This is a genomic window from Peristeroidobacter agariperforans, from assembly GCF_004138335.1.
GTDB lineage: Bacteria > Pseudomonadota > Gammaproteobacteria > Steroidobacterales > Steroidobacteraceae > Steroidobacter > Steroidobacter agariperforans.
The window spans coordinates 1,911,929-1,932,297 of the sequence record NZ_RYFW01000001.1 but is presented as its reverse complement, the minus strand read 5'-3'; the positions used below and the strand labels follow the sequence as shown (position 1 = coordinate 1,932,297).

Below are 20,369 nucleotides of genomic sequence, written 5' to 3'. Positions count from 1 at the left end.
TCAGGCCAGCGCGCTCAGCACTGTCGAATGTAACTTGCCGTTCGCCGCGAGCACCGATGTCGTCTCCAGCGTCAGCGCCTTGCCATCGAGATCGGTGAACTTGCCACCCGCGGCCGCGACGATCACCGAGCACGCGGCAACGTCCAGGATGTTCACATCCGACTCGATGACAACGTCGATCTTGCCAGCCGCCAGCAAGTGATAGTGAAGGAAATCGCCATAGCCGCGGATGCGATGAGCGCGCACGACCAGCTTGCCGTAACGATCCCAACGCGGGCCGTTCGCCAATGTTTTCAAATTACCGCCGGAGATCGCGCCCGCCTCGACCGAATCGATCTCGCTCACCTTGATCGGCTTGTCGTTCAACCACGCGCCCTTGCCGATCTCTGCCCAGGCCAGCTCTCCATACACCGGCGCCGATGACACGCCGACGATGAGCTGGCCACGATGCATGAGCGCGATCTGCGTGGAGAACATCGGATACTCGCGCACGAACGCCTTGGTGCCATCGATGGGATCGACCAGCCACAGATATTCCGCATCCATCGCGCTCTGCCCGGTCTCCTCGCCGTAAAAACCGTGCGAAGGAAAGCGCGAGCTGATGATGCTGCGGATGACTTTCTCGGTCTCCACGTCCGCGTCGGTCACCGGCGTCTTGTCGGCTTTGATCGTGACCTGCAGATTGTTCTGGTAGTAACGACGGATAACGTCAGCCGCGGCGCGGGCGGCTTCGAGAGCGGTGTCTAGGAAGGGCGAGTTCATGGGCGGTAGGACAATGGCTGGGCGATGGCCAGGCATTGTAGCCGCTCATTGACCCACCAGGATCAACTTGCCGGTTTTGGGGTCCCGATACACCTGCCCCACCGGCTCCATGCCAGCGCCCGCAGCCTGGCCGCGCAGCCCCTCCGGCAGTTCTGCGAGCTCACGGCCCGGCTCAACGACTTGCTTGCCGCCGTTGGCGTTGCTGGGAGTGCTGTTGAGCACCGGCTGCGCGGACACCAGCGCAACGATCAACCCGCAAATGAACACCAACATGATGTCGACGAGATTGACCAACGATGCCTGCGGGTCCTCGGGTGTCTCGTCGAATCGCACACTGCTCCAGCGCCGCCTCACGACTGCTGCTCCCAACGCAGCAAAGCCTCGTCGTACCAGCGTCGTCGCAACCGACCGATGATAAAACCCACGACACCGGCAGCCAGTCCAAGCACGGTGGCGTCGAAGGCCGTCAGCATCGCTTCGGCTAGCAGGTTCAGACTGCCATTGCTGAGCGCCTTGAGCCCAGGCCCGAGCGAAATCAATGTGGCCATCAAGCCGAGCATGGGCGACGTGCGAGTGAGAATGTCCGCGCGCTCGATGCGTCGATGTGCCCGGCGTTCCACCGCGCCGACATCCGCTGGCCGTTCACGCCGGCGCAAGAACCCCCGCTCACCGAAGAGCACGCCCACATCGACACAAGCAAGCGCGACGCAAACAAACAATCCGATGACCACAGGCGTCAGGAGCAGCGGCACCAGCGCGTGTGTCCATTGCACGATGAGTGAGTTCATGCGGAACGCTCCTTGGGAGCAATGTAACGTCCGCGGAGATATCCAGCGGACAGCAATATCGCGATCGCGAGCACGATGACCAGCAACGCCCAGGGCGACCGACCGCTCGCACCCTCAGCGTCAGAACGCCGCTTCGCCTGATCTTCAGTTGCCGTCTGCAGCTCCGTCATCGTCGTTGGCGACGAAGCAGCCTTCCCATCGACGCGCGCACGGTCGAGCAGTTGTTTGAGCGGTTCGATCTGATCGGCGCGCAGATATGGCTGCACCCACTGGAACACCGAATGATCCGGCTGTGTGTGGCCGCTGCCCGGCAGGCCGTGTTCGAGTAACAGATCCACCCACTTCTGGCTGAGCTGTTGCAACGTAGCCTCGTCGGTCTGCCAGAACTGCTTCTCGGCGGCGACCAGCAGGATCGCCATCATGTTGGTCTTCACGTGCACGTTGGAGCCTTGCTCGAGGAACTCGTCCAGCCCGAGGTCATGTGAGTCGTCGACATACACCTGCTTGACCTCATCCCACGCCCAGCTCTTGATCACATCCGGGTTCGTGACTTGCCAGCCCCACAAGTACTCCGTGAACTCGCTGCCCATGGTTCGCGCACCGGCGTAACCATGCTGCATCAACGGCTTGATCCATGCGGGATTCAGATAACGGCCGCGCAGTTCCGAGAGCAGCGCTGCTGGCAGCGGCTGCATCGTCGGCTGCGATGGGTTGGAATGATCCGCCACATGACTGGCCGGCACACGACCGCTCAGTGTTTCCACCGCGAGGCTCAAGCCGCCGAGATAGTCGAACGCATCGTTGTTATCCATCAGGCCGTAGAGATTGCTGGACCGACCCAGGTAGGTGTTGCGCACCTCGCGCAGGTTGCTCTTCAGCAGTTCCTGATGCGCCTGACTGGTGCCGTCGGCCGAGTACGCGTGCCCAAGGCGATCGATATAGATCTTCGCCAGCTCCTTGCGATCGTTCCAGCTGCCGGAGCGCTCGACTGCGCGATTGATGCCGGCGCTGTAATCGCCGGGCGATGTGCCGAACACACGCAAACTCGCCTGCTTGCCCGCTTGCACATGCCCGACGCCTTGCTTGATGAGCGCCGATGCTTCGTTCACCCAATGGCGCGCGACATGGTTGCGCGCCAGCGGCTCGTTGCTGGGACTCGCCATCGGCCCCAACGGCTCCAGCGCGGCGCGCAGTGCCGATGCGAGATCGGGACGACTGCGCTCGATGGTGCGTCGGCTGCCATCCAACGCAAGCAACACAGCCTTATCCAGCCAAACGATCTGCTGACCGAACAAATCGCGGAACAACCCCGATGTGACGAACACCGTATCGGCGCGCTGACCGCCGTCGTTCAACGGCAGACGCTCGAGCCCCGCGACGATCCCACGACTATTCCACCGCGGCGCAACCCCGAGCAGGGACAATCCAAAGCCCACCATCGCGCCTTCATCCCGGACCGAATCGGACGCCCACAGGATGACCGCTTCCTTGCCGTCCTCTGTCACTTTCGAGCGCTCGTTCGCGAGCTTCGCGCCCAGTGAATAACCCAGCCGCGACGGAATCAGACTGTTGTCGAGACCGTGAAAGTTGCGTCCCGTCGGCAGCGCCTCGGCATTACGAATGGGATCGTTGCCCGGTCCGGCAGGAATGAAGCGCCCGGCGAGACCGTGCAACAGCGCGCGCATTTCATTCTCGGGCGAGCTCTGCAGATTCTGCCGCAGCACTTTGTCGTCGTCGCGCGCCTTCATGGACACCAGCATCGTGTCGAGCGCTTCTTTCTGCCAAGGCTTGCCAAACACGTGCAGTCCCAGCGGCATGAAATCTTCCTGCAAGTGCGTGAGATAGTGACCGATCTCGTGCACGAGCAGTTCATCGTCGGCCTGCTCGAACGAGATACCGCGCACTTTCAACTCCGTGTCCATGCTGGCGGTCAGCGCGTCTTTGAGATGCAACTCATCGATCAAACCGCGCATCGACTCAGCAGCCTGCTTGCGCAGCGCCGGATTGTTCGACGACTCGTAACTTTCGACCAGCTGCCGCAGACGCAACAGGTCGTCATAGAGCGGCGTCGCCGTCAGCGGCGGAATCAAGTGATCGACAATCACGGCCAGTCCGCGCCGCTTGGCCTGCAAACCTTCGCCGACGCCGTCGACGATGTAAGGATAGATGCCGGGAATGTCACCGGCGATCAGCGCCGGATAATCCAGCTCATCCTGACCGACGCCTTTGCGCGGCAGGAACTCGTATGTCGAGTGCCGACCCAGATGCACGATGGCATCGGCGCGAAACTCGTGACGCAGCCAGAAATAAAACGCGAGGTACTGATGCGTCGGTGGAATGCTGGTGTTGGCGTGTAACAACTCCTCGTTCAGCTCCCACCCACGCGGCGGCTGCGGCCCCACAAATATCTTGCCGAAGCGCACGCCCGGCAGCACGAGCTTGCCTTTGTTCACCATCACAGTACCTGGCGCCTCGCCCCACCCCCGCAGTCCTTCGACGCCCGTGGCCGCTATCGCGCGAGTCAACGAGTCGATGCGAGCTTCGTTGCCGCCCTTGGTCAGCTGCATTTCATACGCAGCTTGCAGTTGGTTCACGAGATCGAGAGCACGGCTTCGCGCCGGATGCTGTGCGCCTTCGAGCAGATGCTCGACCTCATGCAGCGTCCGATTGACTTGACCCCGTGCTTCCTGCGGCAAGCGAGCCGCTTGTGCCGCTTGGACATTCGCTTGTAGCAGCGCCAATGGGCCGCCGGTCATTTCCTTCTGCAAGGGTTGCGGCAAAGTTGCAAACCACTGCGCATACTGTTCCGGGCGTACATTGGCAACTCGCGCCGCCATCGCGCGCAGCACGTCGCCTTGTTCGGGGAGATTCACGCCATCCTGCTGCAGTTTTTCGAGCAACTGCGCTGATGACGCAGGCAGCGGTCCGGTGTCGTAACCTTCGCGCTGCAAAGCCTTCAGGATTTCCAGCAGCGAGGCCGGCACATCGAGATTGTCTGCGCCGATGTTGTGACGACCCGGTGGATGGTTGTAGTAAACGATTGCGATGTGCTTCTCGGCGTTCTTCAGCTGCTGCAGCCCGGCCCAGCGCTCGATTCGCGCCGTCAGCTGCTCGAGTTGCGATGGAATGGCCGCGGCTCGGGTCACTGCGATGCCGGTCAGAGAATCCAGCTGCGGAGCAGCCGCGGCCGCTACAACTATTGGCTGACTGATTCCTTGCAGCTCCGGCATGGCCACGCGGTAATAAACACTGTCCCAAGCCAGGCCTTGTTCGGACATGCGCCAGCCATCGACCGTGACATCGTGCAATCGAAGCGCTTTCAGCACCGGCACATCGAGCTGCTCGATGTGTCGCGTCGCCCGAGCGCGATCGCTGCTGCCGCCGACGATGAAATCTTGCACGGATACAATCGCAGCCAGGCGGGCGCCGACCTTACTGCCAATGACTCTTAGCGCATCGCTGCTCGGTTTTCCCCACCCTGCAAGCACCGTGAGGCAATCCAGATCCCGCGCATTCAACGAGCGACAGATTGCTTCACTCAACGTTACATCGGCGTGCTGATCTTCGAGCACGGCGATCACACGTCGATCGCCGGGGATACGCAATGTTTCAGCGGTCGACCATGCGCCGCGATAGTGAAAGCGCATGGGCAGCGCATCTTCGACGGGTTTGATAACCGCCGCGGCTGCGAGATCTTGCTCGGACAGCATCAACGCCAGCAGCGAGATCAAATTCGACGCGCCCCGATTCTGCCAGTACGCGCGCGCTTGAATCCAAGGCATTAGCTGCGGATGGCGACGAACGGCTGCAGCGACAGCATCCGCGCTTGCATCCCTCTCTGCCGTCAACGACGACAACTCCGCATAGCGCGGATCTTCATCGACGAACAAACGTTTGCTGCGCCACCGACTCTGCCGCCCGAGCGCCGGATCGCCGGCGACCGCAATGATCTCGCGAGCGCGAGCAGCTGGCAGCAGCGCCTGAACGCGCTGAGCAGTTTCTTTGAACACCGTCGCGAGCAGCAACGCGTCGGCGCCGCCAATCAGCTCTTGCAACTGAGCATCGCTGAGCGCATCGACCTGGGGGGTCGTGCGAAAGATCAGTCGATGGTTGGGCAGGCGCTGGCTGAAATCACGCGCCGCTTGAGCGAGATCGCCCGAGTTGCGCTCGGAAACGACAGCAACCAGCGTGGCCGCAGATATCTCAGCGGCGAAACAGGAAAGGATCAGGAGAATCAGTCCGCGTAACCAGCGGACGAGGAAGCGGGACTGAGATCGCACAACGGGACCTGCAGAAGCTGACACACTGCACGGTGCGAACGCCTTCAGGCGTCGCTCCGTGAACCTGTCGCCGCTGCAGGAAATCCCGCTCGTTCAGCACACCCCGGCTGCACGAAGACGACCGCGGCAAGCTGGTCTCCTGGCTCGCGGCTTGGGCCGTCGCATCACCTTCCCGGGCATGAAACCCAGTGGTCAGCTCTCACAGGGAGCTCAGATGGCGGCACCGCTTACAGTTGCGGGGGCAGCCCGGGCATTGCACCCGGTTCCCATGACTTGTCGTTCGCGCGACACCTTGCGCGAAAATTGTTACGTCGTCAATCGACTGCCACGGAAGGTCTTGATGGGCACGGCAATTCCGGCAACGACCAGCGTCACCTCGTCGCACGTTGCGGCCAACGCCTGATTCAATCGGCCCTGCTCATCCTGGAAGCGCCGCGCGACCGGCGACAAAGGCACGATGCCCGCGCCGACTTCGTTTGAAATCAACAGTACGTCGCGGCGAACTGCTTGCAGCCATTGCAGGAATTCAGTGCGCTCCGACTCCCAGGCCGCCAGTTCCGCGGTCGGCGCATCCTCGCGAAAATCCTTTAACAAAGCGTTGGATAACCACAGCGTCATGCAGTCGATCACCAGGATCGACGATGCATCCTGCCCTCGCAGCGCTTGCGCAAGACCGGCCGGTGCTTCTAAGGTGCGCCACGTTGCCGGCCGCTCGGCCCGATGTAACGAGATGCGATGCTGCATCTCCTGATCGAGTGCTTGCGCCGTGGCAACGTAGGTGACATTCACGCCCCGCGCGTCCGCCAGCGATTTCGCCAGCGCCAGGGCATGAGCGGTCTTGCCCGAGCGTGCTCCGCCGATGATCAGGCGCCGCCCGACCGAAGCTCGCTCATCTGACACGTCATCCTCTACCATTGCCTGCACTCATCGATTAGATGCCGCCATGATAACCAACGCCACCTTGCAACGCCGACTCGATACGCGCACCAAGCCACAAGGCTCGCTGGGCGCACTGGAAACGCTGGCGGTTCGCATTGGCCTGGCGCTCGACACCGAAACGCCGCTGTTCCGTGCGCCGCAAATGTTTGTATTTGCTGGCGACCATGGCATCGCCACCGACGGTGTCAGCGCATACCCACAGTCGGTGACCTCACAGATGTTGCTCAATTATCTGCAGGGCGGCGCAGCCATCAATGTGCTGGCGCGTCAGCACGGCATCTCGTTGCGCGTCGTCGACGCCGGCGTCGCCAGCGACATTGGCCAGCACCCGTCACTGGTTGCTCGTGCCGTTGCCCGAAGCACGCGCAACTTTCGAGTCGAGCCGGCGATGACACAAGCCCAATGTACGCAGGCTCTCGACACCGGCCGCGCGCTGGCGCAACAGGCTTTGAGCGCAGGCTCGAACGCGCTGCTGTTTGGTGAGATGGGCATCGGCAACACCGCCTGCGCATCGATGCTGCTGCACCGAAGGACAGGTTGGTCCTTGGAAGACTGCGTCGGTCGCGGCACCGGGCTCGACGATGTCGGACTGGCTCGCAAGCGCGAACGCCTGGCCGCCGCATCAGCGCGTCGTCCCGAGAAGCTCTCCCCCGTCGAAACAATTGCCGAGTACGGCGGCTTCGAGCTGGCGATGATCACTGGCGCCTTGCTCGCAACCGCCGAGGCCAAATGCGTTGCCGTGATCGACGGCTTCGCTGTCACAGTCGCCGCACTGCTCGCCATCGAGATCGATCCCCGAGTGCGCGCCCGCTGCATTTTCAGTCATTGCTCGGCGGAACACGCCCACCGCAACTTGTTGGCTCATCTCGACGTGAAGCCATTGCTCGACCTGGGCATGCGACTCGGTGAAGGCACCGGCGCAGCGATGGCGTGGCCCATCATCGACGCCGCAGCTCGTTTGATGACCGAGATGGCGAGCTTCGAATCCGCAGGAGTGGACGACAAGGCTTCATGAGTAGCGAAGCTCGCACCGCTCGCCCTTCGCGTCTGCTCGCCGAGCTGCGCCTGCTGCTGATGGCGATTCAGTATTTCACGCGCGTGCCCATGCCAGCCTGGGTTGGTCACTCGGCAGAGAACTTGGGTAGCACGCCCCGTTACTTTCCGGCGGTCGGCGCGCTGATTGGAGCTATCGGCGCGCTAGTGTTGTGGGCGACCAGTGTGGTTCTCCCAGGCCCGTTGCCGGTCATCTTGAGCACGGCGTTTACCGTGTTCATGACGGGCGCATTTCACGAGGACGGTCTCGCAGACACGTTCGACGGATTGGGCGGCGGCGCGACACGCGAGCGCGCACTGGAAATCATGAAGGATTCGCGCCTCGGCACATTCGGCACGGCTGCGCTGGTGCTGACGTTACTGGTCAAGATCGCCGCGTTGAGCGAATTGCCCGTAACGTTCGCGATCGTCGTATTGATCGCGGGGCATGCGTTCTCGCGCGCGTGCGCAGTAACGCTGATCTTTGCCGGCAATCTCGTCAGCAATCCCGAGCTATCGCGGGCACGAGCTGTTGCGCAGACCATGGGCCGGGGCGAACTGATCTTTGCGCTCGTAGTCGGCATCGCACCGCTGTACTGCTGCGGCACACACGCGATCGCGGGATTTGTTTGCTCGGTGGTCGTGTTGTACGTGCTCGCTCGCTGGTTCATGCACCGACTCGGCGGCTTCACCGGCGACACACTGGGCGCCACGCAGCAGCTCACCGAGATTGCGTTTTATCTGGGCGTGCTCGCGTCGTGGAAATCTTTCTGATTCGCCACACCGCGCCTGCGGTGGTGAAAGGCGTGTGCTATGGCCAAACCGATGTGCCGCTGGCGGATTCTGCGGAGCGCGACATCCAGATCGCATTGGCGCCCTTGCCGAAGTTCGATCTGGTCTATTCCAGTCCGGCGCAGCGCTGCCTGCGCCTTGCCTCCGCGTTAGCACAAAGAGACCAGAGCCCCTTGGTGCTCGCGCCCGAGCTGCAGGAACTGAACTTCGGCGATTGGGAGCAATTGCCGTGGGCGCAGATTCCGAGAGAACATAGCGACCCATGGGCAGCGGACACCTGGAACCTCGCCCCACCCGGCGGAGAAACAGAACAGGCCTTATGGACTCGAGTCGCCACCTGGCATCGCACAGCTTCCTCGAGGCCGGTCGGTCGATGCGCAGTCGTCGCGCACGGCGGGTCGTTGCGGGTGTTGCGCTGTTTGATCCTGGGCCGACCCGCCGAGGATCGCTGGTCCTGGACGCTGAACTGGGGCGAGCACGCACGCTTCGAGCCAGCCTGAACCCGCCCTGCAATAAAATCCTGCTGTTCCCGGTCTACTCCCGATGAACGCTGCCGATAGTGCTCGTGAGCGCGGGCGCTTCGAAGCGCTGTGCATGCCGTTTCGGGCCGACGTGTTTCGGTTCGTGTACTGGCTTTGCCGAGACCGGGCGTTGGCGGAGGACGTGGTGCAAGAAACGCTGTTGCGAGCGTGGCGGTCGCTGGACTCGCTCGGGGACGAGAAGTCGGCGCGACCGTGGCTGCTGACCATCGCACGACGCGAGCTGGCGAGAGTATTCGAGCGCAAGCGGCTGCCGCTCGTGGACCTCGATGTCGCCAACGAAGCCGAGCCCGAGTCGCTGGCTGTCAACGACCAGCATGAAGTCGAGGACATGCGCCGCGCGATTCTGAAACTGGACGTGACCCACCGTGAGCCGCTGGTGCTACAGGTGCTGCTGGGCTATTCCACGGAGGAAATCGCTCGACACCTCGACATCAGTGTCGCTGCCGTGTTGACGCGTTTGTTTCGCGCCCGACAGGTGTTGCGTCAGCAGCTTCTAGGCGCGGAGGGCTCGCGGCCATGAACTGCGAAGAACTGCGCACGCTCGTTGGCGCCGAGCCCAACTCGACGAACCCTGACGTCATTGCTCACATCGAAAGCTGCGCCGAGTGCGCGCGCTATCGCCAGGAACTGCAGGCGATGGATCGGCTGATTTATCGCGCGCTGGCGGTCGATGCGCCGACCGAGACGATCGCCTCGGAACCGAAGCGGAAGCAAAGTCCGGCTCGCACGTGGCGCATGGCTGCGAGCATGCTCATTACCGTGCTCATCGGCGCCATGTCTTTGTGGCTGCTGACACCGAGAGAGAGCTTCGCAGCTGAGGCAATCGCTCATGTAAAGCATGAACAATTCTCGCTCGTGCGCACTTCGGAAACCGTCGACGACAAGGAACTGGAAGCGGTACTCGCAGCATCGCGCCTACGCTTGAAAGCCGGCGCGGCAAAAGTGTCGTACGCGCAGAGTTGCCCTTTCCGTGGCCAACGCGTTCCGCATCTCGTCGTGCAAACGGAACAGGGGCCCGTCACCGCGCTCGTTGTGACGGATGCACCGACTCAACCACGCGAACGTATCGACGAGCAAGGTTTCCAGGGCGAGATCATTCCGGCTCCGCGGGGCGTGATCGTCGTGCTCGGGCAGAACGTGCCGGTGGATGCGGTCGCGAAAACCCTGTTGAGCGCGCTGGAATACTGAGCCTGAAATGCACAGCGGCGCAAACGCGCCGCTGTGGGGTCGATTTGCTGAACGCCGGCGAGCGTGCCCGCCGGCAGCGCAATTACTTCTTCATCTTGGCCTTGGCCGCATCGCACTCGGCCTTGCTCAGCAACAAATAACCTTCGCCTTTGCACTTGTTCTGGCCCTGGCAGGCATTGGTGGCCGTGCTGCAGGCCGACGTGCCTTTGCAGGAATTGACGCCTTCGCACTTCACCTTGGCTTCGTCAGCCGCATTCGCGGTGGTGGCGACAGTGGTAAACAGCAGTGCCGCGGCAGCGGCCATGGCGGCGCGAGTGGCTTTCTGTGTGCTCATGATTCTCTCCTGATCTGATTTCTCGAGCGGATGTGAAACGGATCGTCATCGATGCCGCGAACAGCATCTTGCCCACAAGACCGGACCCGCCGCCATCCCATTACATGCAAATCCGGTAATAAGCGACCGCTGAGACCGGTCCTGTCCCCAACAATCACAATCGGGAGTGCGAACATGTTGAGCGATGCGCTGATGGACCCGAAGGGCCCGCTGGCCCGCCTGCTCGACCACCTGCAAGCGCCGTTCGCGCTCGCCTCGCGGGTATACGTAAGCTGGGTATTCCTCAAGAGCGGCTATCTCAAGCTGTCGGACTGGGACCAGACGGTTGCGCTGTTCGAGTACGAATATCGGGTGCCGCTGCTGTCCCCTCAACTCGCGGCTATCGCGGGCACGGCCGGCGAACTGGTGTTCCCAACGCTGCTGATCCTCGGGCTGTTTGGCAGGATCAGCGCGCTGGGCCTGCAGGCCGTCAATGCGCTGGCGGTAGTTTCATATGCGCACGTGCTGTTCCAGGAAGGTTTCGCGGCCGCCATCGGCCAGCACTACCTGTGGGGTTATATTCTGCTGGTCCTGACGATCTATGGCCCGGGCGCCTGGTCGCTGGACTACCAACTGCGCCGCCGGCGCAAGAATTCTCCCGACACTTGACGAAGACCGGCGCGGACTTCATCCTCGCGCCGCGCGACAAGTTCCCCGCCAAGGGGATTCAAAGGGAACTCGGGTGTGAAGCCCGGGCTGCCCCCGCAACTGTAAGTGGTTCGCCGCGCGTCAAAAAACCACTGGCGTCGCCCCAAGTCTCAGCATGCTGTGAGGGGGCCCGCCGGGAAGGTGACGCGAGGACTTCAGCCATCAGCCAGGAGACCTGCTTGCCGCCGTCGTCCATCGATCGGCCGGGGTGTGCCGAGAGAACGGGAATTTTCCCTGTAGAGGCGACCGGTGTACGGGTCGCGACGCGTTTGTGAGTTGCAGCCCGTGCGGTTTGTAACTTACAGCGGAGCTCTCAGTGTCTACCAACCTCGTCTCCGGCCCCACGTCTCGGGCCTCGTCTCGCTTCCTCACTCTGTCCGTTGCATTGCTGTTGCATCCGGCGTTACCCGCGCTGGCCGCCGATATGGAAGATGGCGTCGAAGATGTCATCGTCACCGCCAATCGCATCGCTCAGGAAACGTCGCGCGTCGGCGATTCGGTCACTGTAATTACCGCGAAAGAGCAGCGACGCAGCCAAAAGACTGCCGTGTCCGATCTGATTGCGATGACACCGGGCGTGGCGGTCGCACGCAATGGCGGCTTGGGCGGCACCACGACGCTGCGCATTCGCGGCGCCGAAAGCCATCAGACAATGGTGCTCATCGATGGCGTCAAGCTCAACGATCCATCCTCGGCGAGCGGCGAATTCAGCTTCGCGGATCTGCTCACCACCGACTTTGCGCAGGTTGAAGTGTTGCGCGGCCCGCAGTCCACGCTCTGGGGCAGCCAGGCGATCGGCGGCGTAGTAAACATCGTCACTCCAGTGCCCGAAGGCCCGCTGTCCGCATCCGTTTCCGCCGAGGGGGGCACTCACGAGACCGCGATGGTCCGCGCTCACGCGCAAGCCGGCGGCGACCGTTTCGCCTGGCGCGTCAGCGGCAACTATCTGACCAGCGACGGCATCTCTGCGTACTCGCGCGATTTGGGCGGGCGCGAGGCCGATGGCTATCGGAACGTTGGATTCAATGCGCGCGGCATTCTGCACATCACCGACAACGTCTCTGCTGAAATCCGCTCGACCTGGAGCGACGGCCGTTCGGAATTCGATAGCTTCGTAGGCTTCGGTCTCGCAGACACACCTGACTACGGCACCACCGAGGAATTGACGACCTATGTCGGTGTGAACTTCGACGCGCTCGACGGACGTTTCGAGAATCGCGTCGGCTTTGCGTACACGGATACCGACCGCAAGGACACCGATCCCTCCTCGCCGGTGCCGACGACCTTCGATGCCGACGGTCGCAACGAGCGTTGGGAATATCAGGGCACGCTGCGTATCACCGATCGAGTGAGCACCATCGTAGGCCTGGAGTCGGAACGCTCCGAATTGAGCACGGCATCGCCGCAGACCTGGGATCCGAATCCCGTGCCGCTGACCGGCGAGGTGCAGATCGACAGCGCATACGCGCAAGTCAACGTGACACCGATCGATGCACTGTCGTTGACCGCCGGCGTTCGCTATGACGATCACGAAACCTTCGGCGGCCACACCACGACTCGTGCGTCGGCCGCATGGTCTGTTACGCCCGCGACGATCCTGCGCGCCAGCTACGGCGAAGGATTCAAAGCACCGACGCTGTATCAGCTGTACAGCCAGTTCGGCAATCTGAATCTCGACGCCGAAGAGGCGGAGAGCTGGGACGCCGGCATCGAGCAACACCTCTTCGACAAGCGGCTGGTGGTGTCCGCAACCTACTTCGATCGCGACACGACAAACATGATCGACTTCGTGTCCTGCTGGGGCGAGACCACGCCAAGCTGCCTGGCGCGCCCCAACGGTTACTACGACAACTTCCAGCAGACGACCGCTCAGGGCGTCGAACTGTCGGCAGTCGCGCACGTTACCGAACAGCTGTCGCTCACCGTGAACTACACGAACATGGATGCAGAAAACACGGCGCGCGGCACGCCGAACTTCGGCCATTCGCTGCCGCGTCGACCGGATGAAATCACCAATGCACAAGTGAACTACGAGTGGCCGGCCGGCTTGACGACGACAGTCGCCGTCCAGCATTCGAGCCGCAGCTTCGACACCATCTCCAACACCGTCGTGCTCGATGGATACACGCTGTTCGACTTCCGCGCGTCCTATGCGGTGAGCGATTCGTTGGAAGTGTACGGTCGGATCGAGAACGCGTTCGATGAAGAGTACGAAACGGTGAAGAACTACGGCACGCTCGGCCGCACGTTCTACGCCGGCCTGCGGCAGAGCTTCTGATGGACAGTGGCGCCGACATCGCAGCAGGTCGCTTCGCACATCATGGCGGCCGCCTGTGTGTCGCGCGCTCATTGTTTCCTGACGTGCCGCAACCGTGGATTGACTTGTCCACCGGCATCAATCCTTCTTCGTATTCAGCGCCGCGAGCCTCGGCTCGCGAGCGCAATCGGTTGCCGGAGCCGAGCGAGCTGACGAAGCTGGAAACCGTCGCGGCCGCAGCCTTTGGTGTCGACGATCCGGCGCGAGCCGTTGCAACTGGTGGAACTGAGAACGCGCTTCGACTGCTGCCCTATTTGCTGAAAACAGCGTCGGCCGTGGTTGCGGGGCCGACGTATGGATCGCACGCAGATGCTTGGATGCGGGCCGGAATAGAGACGAACGTCGTCGCCGATTCGGAGCTGACGACCCGGGCCGCCGCGAACACCTCGATGACCGTGGTCAATCCCAACAATCCGGACGGCCGCGTGCTGAACCGCGAGCAACTGCAAGCGTTGCACGATTCTTTGCAAGCAAACGGCGGCGTGTTGATCGTCGACGAAGCTTTTGGCGATCTCGAGCCCGCGCACAGCGTCGCCAGCTTGGCTGGCACGGATCGCGCGGCGCGCATGATCGTGTTGCGCTCATTTGGAAAGTTCTATGGCTTGGCCGGCGTGCGTCTGGGATTCGTTATTGCATCCCCAGCCATCGCCAACCAGCTACGTAACTTGCTTGGCGACTGGCCTGTGTCTGTGGATGCGTTGCGCGCGGGACTCGCGGCCTATGCGGATGATACCTGGGCGACGAAAACACGTCTTCGCTTGCATCGCGCCTCGCAGCGTCTCGACAAACTGCTCGTTGCCGCCGGCATGACGATCGTCGGCGGCACCTCGCTTTATCGATTGGCTCGTGCTCCGAACGCACGCGCAAGATTCACGCAACTCATCTCTCACGGCATCCTCGCCCGGCCGTTCGATTACGACAGCACGCTGTTACGTTTCGGCCTGCCGCTCGGTGCAAAAGACTGGCGCCGCCTTGCGGACGCGCTGAAGGTGCAACCATGAGCACACCCACCGACGGCCTTGCCGAAGCCGAGAAGGACCGCCTGCACGCCGAAGACATGAAGCTGCGCCAGGCGGAGCGTCGCGCCGAGCGTGCAACCAAGAAGGAACGCGGCGGACTGCTGATGGTCCTCACCGGCCCGGGCAAAGGCAAATCCTCCAGCGCCTTCGGCATGGTGGCCCGCGCGCTCGGCTGGGACATGCGCATCGGCATCGTGCAGTTCATCAAGGGCAAGTGGCAGACCGGCGAGAAACATTTCTTCCGTCGCTTTCCCGAAGCCGTGACGTTCGAAGTGATGGGCGAAGGCTTCACCTGGGACGTGCAGGACCGCCAGCGCGACATCGCCGCCGCCCAGAAGGCATGGCAACGCAGCTGCGAGCTGATCCTCGATCCCGAGTATGACTTCGTGCTGCTCGACGAACTGAACATCGCCATTCGCAACGATTACGTCAGCATCGACGAAGTGGTTGCGTTCCTGAAGAACCGGCCGCGCGATAAGCACATCTGCATCACGGGGCGCGATGCACGACCCCAACTGACCGAGATCGCCGATCTGGTCACCGAGATGACGCCGATCAAACACCCTTACGAGGCCGGCTTCAAACCGCAGCGTGGAGTGGAGTTTTGAAACTCTGGCTCGCACCTCTGCTGGCCGCTCTATGGCTCGCGCCGGGCGCGCAGGCGGGGGAACCGACGCCTCATCCGATCCGCATCGTTTCTCTGAACATGTGCGTCGACGGCATCGTCATCGAACTGGTCTCGCACGATCGGATCGCAGCACTCAGTCATTACGCGCGCGATCCGCAGCGATCGACGATCTCAGACGCGGCGCGAGACCTGCCGATTACTTATGAAACCGCCGAGGAAATCGTTGCGCTTCGGCCGGACCTGGTGCTCACCAGCCGCCACTCAGCCATTGCCACTCGCAACGCGCTGAAGCGGGTCGGCATCCGGTTCGAGTTGTTCGATGTTCCGGATAGCGTCGAAGAAAGCCTGGCGCAGGTGAGACAGGTCGCACATCTGCTGGGTGCGGAGCGTGAGGGCGAAGCGATGGTGGCGCGCATTCAGGCCGCGCTGGACGCTGCTCGTCTGCCTCCTGGCGAGCCACCGTTGACCGCAGCGATCTATCAGCCGGGCGGCCTGTCTGCGGGCGCGGATACCGTCGTCGGCGAATTGATGGAGCTCACCGGCCTTAGAAATATCGCCGCGCGCTATGGCGTCGAGCAGTATCGCCCGCTGCCTTTGGAAGTCTTGGTCTCAGCGCCGCCCGATGTCTTACTGGTCGGGGAGACTTCGCCCGGCGCACCGATGCGAGAAGAAAGGATCGTCCGCCATCGAGCGCTGCGCGCTTTGGAGTCTCAGATGACACAGGCCGTGTTTCCAGCGCGCCTGTTGTATTGCGCCGGACCGACGATGGTCCCTGCGGCGGCTGCGCTCGTGCGCGCTCGTGAGCAAGCGTTGGCTGTGCGGCGTACGAGGGTCAGGCTGTGACTTCGCGTCGGTGGGCCATTCCTGCGCTGCTGGCGCTCGTCGTCGTGCTCGCGATCCTGTCGATCGCCGTCGGCCGCGTGACGCTGACTTGGGATATGTGGAAGGCCCAGGACGCTGTCAGTCGCGCGATTCTGCTCGAGCTGCGCCTGCCTCGCGCGATCCTTGGTGTTTTGGTCGGCGCATCGCTTGGTCTTGCAGGCGCAGCGATGCAAGGCTATTTGCGCAACGCTCTCGCCGAGCCCGGAACCTTGGGTGTATCGGCGATGTCGGCGCTCGGTGCGGTGCTCAGCATCTTCTTCAACATCGCCGGCCTGCATCCGTGGGTGCTGCCCGTCTGCGGCGTGCTGGGCGGCATGACGGCTATGGCTGCGTTGTTTGTTTTGTCCGGCATGGCGGCCAGCGTGCTGACGCTCGTCTTGTCCGGCATCATCCTGAGCGCGCTCGCCGTCGCGGGCATTTCGTTGGTGTTGTCTTTATCGCCCAGCCCATGGGCCGCCGGTGAGATCGTGCGCTGGATGCTGGGTGGGCTCACGGATCGAAGCTTCGATGAACTGACCATCGCCGCGCCGTTGATCGTGATTGGATGCATCGCCGTGCTCGGTTGTCGTCGTTCCCTGGACGCGCTGACGCTTGGCGAGACGGGTGCGCGCTCGCTCGGCATCGATTTGAATCGTGCGCAATGGCAGCTCGCCTTTGGCATCGGGCTGATCGTCGGCGGCAGCACTGCAGTCACGGGTGTCATTGGTTTCGTCGGGCTGATCGTGCCGCATCTGATGCGCTCCCTGGTCGGCTCGCGTCCGGGCGCATTGTTGGTTCCCAGCGCCATTGGCGGCGCAGCCCTGGTGCTCGCAGGAGATATTGTCGTGCGACTGCTGCCCGGCGGCTCGGAGCTCGAGCTCGGTGTGGTGATGTCGTTGATTGGCGCACCCTTCTTCTTCGTGCTGCTGCACTCCATGCGGCGCAAGCTCACATGACCCGGGCGGCTAGCAACCTGAAGATCAACGGACTACAGTTTCGACGGGGCAGCCGCGTCGTGCTGGATGCCATCGATCTGCAACTGCAGTCGGGCGCAGTCACCGCGGTGCTCGGCCCGAACGGGGCCGGCAAGTCCACACTGTTGTCGTGCATCGCCGGCCTGCTCCGGCCGGAGCGCGGCTCGATCGAGCTGGATGGAACATCGCTGCATTCATTGGCCGCCATGCAACGGGCACGTCGCATCGCCTTTTTGCCCCAGACCCCCGAGATCGCCTGGGCGGTCGATGTGCAGACCCTGGTCGGGCTCGGCCGCATTCCGTTTCAAGGCGTCAGCAGCGATGAGGAAGATCGCGCCGCCGTGGCTCGCGCCATGGCTAAAACCGAAGTCGCTCAGTGGGCCGAGCGTGCCGTGACGACGCTCTCGGGTGGTGAGCGTGCACGCGTGCTGCTGGCTCGTGTGCTCGCCGGCGAGTCGGATTGGATTCTGGCGGATGAGCCGTTCACCGGCCTCGATCCGTCACATCAGTTCGAAGCCGCTGAACTGTTGCGAGCGGCAGCCGATCAAGGCGGCGGCGTTGTGCTGACCATTCACGACCTCACGCTCGCGGCAAGAATCGCCGATCGAGTCATCATCATCGATGATGGGCGCATCGTTGCCGACGGCTCACCTCAGGATGCACTGACGCCGCAGATCCTGCGCGACGTTTATGACATCGACGCGCAGTGGCTCGAAGGCATGCATGGCACGCCGCCGACGATTGCCATTCACGGGCGCGCGCCCCGGGGCTAGCGACATGTTCGACCCCTGGCTACTCCTCGCCGCGCTGATCGTCGAAGCCTGCGTCGGCTACCCGCTCGCCATTTATCGCGCGATTCGTCATCCGGTGGTCTGGATCGGGATTGCTCTCGATGCGCTGGAGCGTCGCTGGAATCGACCTGAATTCGGTGACGGGGTGCGACGCGCGTTGGGTGTTGTGACTGTCGTGTTGGTGGCAGGTGGCGCGGCTGGTGTCGGTTACGTGGCTCAGACCCTGGCTGGACATATTTCTTTCGGTTCGGCTTTGATTGTCTTGGTCGCGAGCACCGGCCTCGCGCAGCACAGTTTGTTCACTCACGTTCGTGCTGTGCTTCAGCCGCTTACTAGCGGCGACTTGGTTGCCGCACGCCGCGAAGTTGCGCAAATCGTTGGCCGTGACACGGCAGCGCTCAGCGAATCCGGGGTAGCAGGTGCTGCGCTTGAGAGTCTTGCGGAGAGTTTCAACGACGGCATCGTCGCGCCGGCGCTCTGGTTGTTCGTCGGCGGCTTACCCGGGTTGTTTGCATATAAGGCGCTGAACACCGCGGACAGCTTGATCGGCCATCGCGAGCCGCGCTGGCGAATGTTTGGTTGGGCGGCCGCGCGCGCCGACGACGTCGCGAATCTCATTCCCGCCCGGCTCGCTGGCGCGTTGCTCGCCATCGCCGGCGGCGGTGGATTGTTAGTAATGTGCCGAGACGCGCCGAAACATGCATCGCCGAATGCCGGTTGGCCGGAGGCTGCGATGGCGGGCGCGTTACGCATCCGACTCGGCGGACCGACAGCTTACGACGGCGTCATGCACGAACGACCTGTGTTCGGCGCGGGGGCGTCGCCGACGGTTGACGATCTCAAGCGCGGGCTGCGGATCTATGTGATTGCCTGCGGCCTGCTGTGGCTGACTGCAGTGGCGGTTGGGTTCGCGATGGGTGCAAACGGCTAATGGCGGCGATCATGATCCAAGGCTGTGGATCGGACGTCGGCAAGTCGCTGCTCGTCGCGGGGCTGTGCCGCTTGTTTGCGAATCGCGGCCTGACAGTGCGGCCATTCAAGCCGCAGAACATGTCGAACAATGCGGCGGTCACGCCTGACGGTGGTGAGATCGGCCGCTCGACAGCGCTGCAGGCTGTCGCTTGCCGAACGCCGCCGACTGTCGATATGAATCCCGTGTTGCTCAAGCCGCAAAGCGATCTCGGCTCGCAACTGATCGTCCGCGGCCGACGCCAGGGCGTCATGCAAGCCAGCGCACACGGACGCGACAAACGGGAGCTGTTGCAGATCGCGGTCGAGAGTTTTCGCCGGTTACAGCAAGAGTCGGAGCTGGTGATCGTCGAAGGTGCGGGCAGCCCAGCGGAAACGAACCTGCGCACCCATGACATTGCGAACATGGGCTTTGCGCATGCGGCCGATGTGCCGGTTGTGCTGGTAGGCGACATCGACCGCGGACACGTGATCGCTTCTTTGGTCGGCGCGCATGCCGTGCTCGATGAGGCCGATCGCGCGCGCATTCACGGGTTCATCATCAATAAGTTTCGAGGCGATGCGAGCCTGTTCGATGATGGGCTCCGGACCATCGAGAGCCGCACTGGATGGTCTCGACTCGGCGTCGTGCCATGGCTGCATCAGGCCGGCGCGCTGCCTGCGGAAGACGCCATGCAATTGGATCAGCCGGGCGTTGCGCCGGTTGTCGCTGCTCGAGATCGCATTCGCATCGTCATTCCTCGCCTGCCGCACATCGCGAACTTCGATGATTTCGACCCGTTGCGCGCGGAGCCTCAGGTGGAGCTGATGTTCATTCCACCCGGCCAGCCCTTGCCGCTCGATGCGACGCTGATCATTCTTCCCGGCAGCAAGGCGACCATCGCCGATCTCGAATTCTTCCGTTCACAAGGCTGGGACATCGACCTGCTCGCTCACACCCGCCGCGGGGGCCGCGTGCTCGGCATCTGCGCCGGTTATCAAATGCTCGGCAACGTCGTCCTCGACCCTGAGCGCATCGAAGGCCACGACTCCGCCCGCGGCCTCGGCCTGCTCGATATCACCACCACCATGACCGGCAACAAACAACTCCGCGCCATCACCGGCACGGACCGGGTCACCGGCTCCGCCGTGAGCGGCTACGAAATGCACCTCGGCTTCTCCACCGGCCCAGCAACTGCAAGGCCTTTCATCCGCTTCGACAACGGCGCCACCGACGGCGCCCTCTCCCCCGACACCCGCATCCTCGGCTGCCACATCCACGGCCTCTTCCACTCCCCCGCGTTCCGCTCCGCCTTCCTCGCGCGCCTCGGCGCTCAGTCGAACGAAGAGGACTACGCCTACAGAGTCGAGCAATCGCTCGATGGGATTGCGGCCACATTGGCATCCGCCTTGGACCTCGAGGCGCTGGCTCGCATTGCGAGACTGAGCCGCCAGGACGTATAAGTCGCCTTCTGCTTCAGGAGTCT

The 20,369-nt window shown here is 62.8% G+C and carries 20 protein-coding genes and 2 riboswitches; of the genes, 14 read left to right on the top strand and 6 right to left on the bottom strand.

The window, feature by feature from the left end:
* From EK373_RS08410 to cobU, 5 genes are all read right to left on the bottom strand, one after another.
* Positions 1 to 762, bottom strand: coding sequence for an inositol monophosphatase family protein (locus tag EK373_RS08410; RefSeq protein ID WP_129642241.1), 762 nt, complete (start codon positions 760 to 762; stop codon positions 1 to 3).
* Between the two features lie 45 nt (positions 763 to 807).
* Positions 808 to 1,116, bottom strand: a complete 309-nt coding sequence (locus EK373_RS08405; protein ID WP_198683153.1) for a DUF2149 domain-containing protein — start codon at positions 1,114 to 1,116, stop codon at positions 808 to 810.
* Positions 1,113 to 1,550 carry a MotA/TolQ/ExbB proton channel family protein gene (locus EK373_RS08400; protein ID WP_129642239.1) on the bottom strand — a complete coding sequence of 146 codons (438 nt, stop codon included), beginning with the start codon at positions 1,548 to 1,550 and terminating at the stop codon, positions 1,113 to 1,115. Before EK373_RS08400 ends, EK373_RS08405 begins: the two co-directional genes overlap by 4 nt.
* The gene (locus EK373_RS08395) at positions 1,547 to 5,830 is read right to left on the bottom strand and encodes a cobaltochelatase subunit CobN (protein ID WP_198683152.1); all 4,284 of its coding nucleotides are present in this window, start codon (positions 5,828 to 5,830) and stop codon (positions 1,547 to 1,549) included. The genes EK373_RS08400 and EK373_RS08395 overlap by 4 nt, the downstream gene beginning before the upstream one ends.
* Before the next feature lie 112 nt (positions 5,831 to 5,942).
* A riboswitch (cobalamin riboswitch) is annotated at positions 5,943 to 6,140 on the bottom strand.
* Positions 6,137 to 6,730 carry a bifunctional adenosylcobinamide kinase/adenosylcobinamide-phosphate guanylyltransferase gene (gene cobU / locus EK373_RS08390; RefSeq protein ID WP_232831046.1) on the bottom strand — a complete coding sequence of 198 codons (594 nt, stop codon included), beginning with the start codon at positions 6,728 to 6,730 and terminating at the stop codon, positions 6,137 to 6,139. (Overlaps the previous riboswitch by 4 nt.)
* Positions 6,731 to 6,773: 43 nt before the next feature.
* On the opposite strand from cobU, the gene cobT reads away from it, so the two are divergent.
* From cobT to EK373_RS08365, 5 genes are read left to right on the top strand one after another with little or no spacing between them, the layout of a single operon-like run.
* Positions 6,774 to 7,784, top strand: a complete 1,011-nt coding sequence (gene cobT, locus EK373_RS08385) for a nicotinate-nucleotide--dimethylbenzimidazole phosphoribosyltransferase (RefSeq protein WP_198683151.1) — start codon at positions 6,774 to 6,776, stop codon at positions 7,782 to 7,784.
* Entirely contained in the window at positions 7,781 to 8,575 is a 795-nt protein-coding gene (locus EK373_RS08380; RefSeq protein ID WP_129642236.1) for an adenosylcobinamide-GDP ribazoletransferase, read from the top strand. The genes cobT and EK373_RS08380 overlap by 4 nt, the downstream gene beginning before the upstream one ends.
* Positions 8,560 to 9,093 carry an alpha-ribazole phosphatase family protein gene (cobC, locus tag EK373_RS08375; RefSeq protein ID WP_157994275.1) on the top strand — a complete coding sequence of 178 codons (534 nt, stop codon included), beginning with the start codon at positions 8,560 to 8,562 and terminating at the stop codon, positions 9,091 to 9,093. The genes EK373_RS08380 and cobC overlap by 16 nt, the downstream gene beginning before the upstream one ends.
* 43 nt (positions 9,094 to 9,136) lie before the next feature.
* The gene (locus EK373_RS08370) at positions 9,137 to 9,655 is read left to right on the top strand and encodes a sigma-70 family RNA polymerase sigma factor (RefSeq protein WP_129642234.1); all 519 of its coding nucleotides are present in this window, start codon (positions 9,137 to 9,139) and stop codon (positions 9,653 to 9,655) included.
* Positions 9,652 to 10,323, top strand: coding sequence for a DUF3379 family protein (locus tag EK373_RS08365; RefSeq protein WP_129642233.1), 672 nt, complete (start codon positions 9,652 to 9,654; stop codon positions 10,321 to 10,323). Before EK373_RS08370 ends, EK373_RS08365 begins: the two co-directional genes overlap by 4 nt.
* An 82-nt stretch (positions 10,324 to 10,405) precedes the next feature.
* Here the strand turns inward: EK373_RS08365 and bufA2 are convergent, their stop codons facing one another.
* Entirely contained in the window at positions 10,406 to 10,657 is a 252-nt protein-coding gene (gene bufA2 / locus EK373_RS08360; protein ID WP_129642232.1) for a BufA2 family periplasmic bufferin-type metallophore, read from the bottom strand.
* A gap of 174 nt (positions 10,658 to 10,831) precedes the next feature.
* Here bufA2 and EK373_RS08355 point away from each other — a divergent pair, with 174 nt between their 5' ends.
* The 9 genes from EK373_RS08355 to EK373_RS08315 all read left to right on the top strand — a co-directional run bounded on the left by EK373_RS08355 (position 10,832) and on the right by EK373_RS08315 (position 20,346).
* A complete protein-coding gene (locus EK373_RS08355; protein WP_129642231.1) occupies positions 10,832 to 11,305 on the top strand; it encodes a DoxX family protein in 474 nt (157 codons plus the stop codon).
* 21 nt (positions 11,306 to 11,326) lie between these two features.
* Positions 11,327 to 11,541: riboswitch (cobalamin riboswitch) on the top strand.
* A gap of 119 nt (positions 11,542 to 11,660) precedes the next feature.
* Positions 11,661 to 13,622, top strand: coding sequence for a TonB-dependent receptor plug domain-containing protein (locus EK373_RS08350; protein ID WP_198683150.1), 1,962 nt, complete (start codon positions 11,661 to 11,663; stop codon positions 13,620 to 13,622).
* Positions 13,622 to 14,662 carry a threonine-phosphate decarboxylase CobD gene (gene cobD, locus EK373_RS08345; protein ID WP_129642230.1) on the top strand — a complete coding sequence of 347 codons (1,041 nt, stop codon included), beginning with the start codon at positions 13,622 to 13,624 and terminating at the stop codon, positions 14,660 to 14,662. The genes EK373_RS08350 and cobD overlap by 1 nt, the downstream gene beginning before the upstream one ends.
* Positions 14,659 to 15,288, top strand: coding sequence for a cob(I)yrinic acid a,c-diamide adenosyltransferase (gene cobO / locus EK373_RS08340; RefSeq protein WP_129642229.1), 630 nt, complete (start codon positions 14,659 to 14,661; stop codon positions 15,286 to 15,288). Before cobD ends, cobO begins: the two co-directional genes overlap by 4 nt.
* Positions 15,285 to 16,151: an ABC transporter substrate-binding protein gene (locus EK373_RS08335; RefSeq protein ID WP_198683149.1), complete on the top strand. Its 867-nt coding sequence runs from the start codon at positions 15,285 to 15,287 to the stop codon at positions 16,149 to 16,151. The genes cobO and EK373_RS08335 overlap by 4 nt, the downstream gene beginning before the upstream one ends.
* Positions 16,148 to 17,125: a FecCD family ABC transporter permease gene (locus EK373_RS08330; RefSeq protein ID WP_129642228.1), complete on the top strand. Its 978-nt coding sequence runs from the start codon at positions 16,148 to 16,150 to the stop codon at positions 17,123 to 17,125. Before EK373_RS08335 ends, EK373_RS08330 begins: the two co-directional genes overlap by 4 nt.
* On the top strand, positions 17,122 to 17,916 hold the full coding sequence (locus EK373_RS08325; RefSeq protein WP_129642227.1) for an ABC transporter ATP-binding protein: 795 nt from the start codon (positions 17,122 to 17,124) through the stop codon (positions 17,914 to 17,916). The genes EK373_RS08330 and EK373_RS08325 overlap by 4 nt, the downstream gene beginning before the upstream one ends.
* Positions 17,917 to 17,920: 4 nt before the next feature.
* Positions 17,921 to 18,865, top strand: a complete 945-nt coding sequence (gene cbiB / locus EK373_RS08320; protein ID WP_129642226.1) for an adenosylcobinamide-phosphate synthase CbiB — start codon at positions 17,921 to 17,923, stop codon at positions 18,863 to 18,865.
* Entirely contained in the window at positions 18,865 to 20,346 is a 1,482-nt protein-coding gene (locus tag EK373_RS08315) for a cobyric acid synthase (RefSeq protein ID WP_129642225.1), read from the top strand. The genes cbiB and EK373_RS08315 overlap by 1 nt, the downstream gene beginning before the upstream one ends.
* The last annotated feature ends 23 nt before the right edge of the window (positions 20,347 to 20,369 follow it).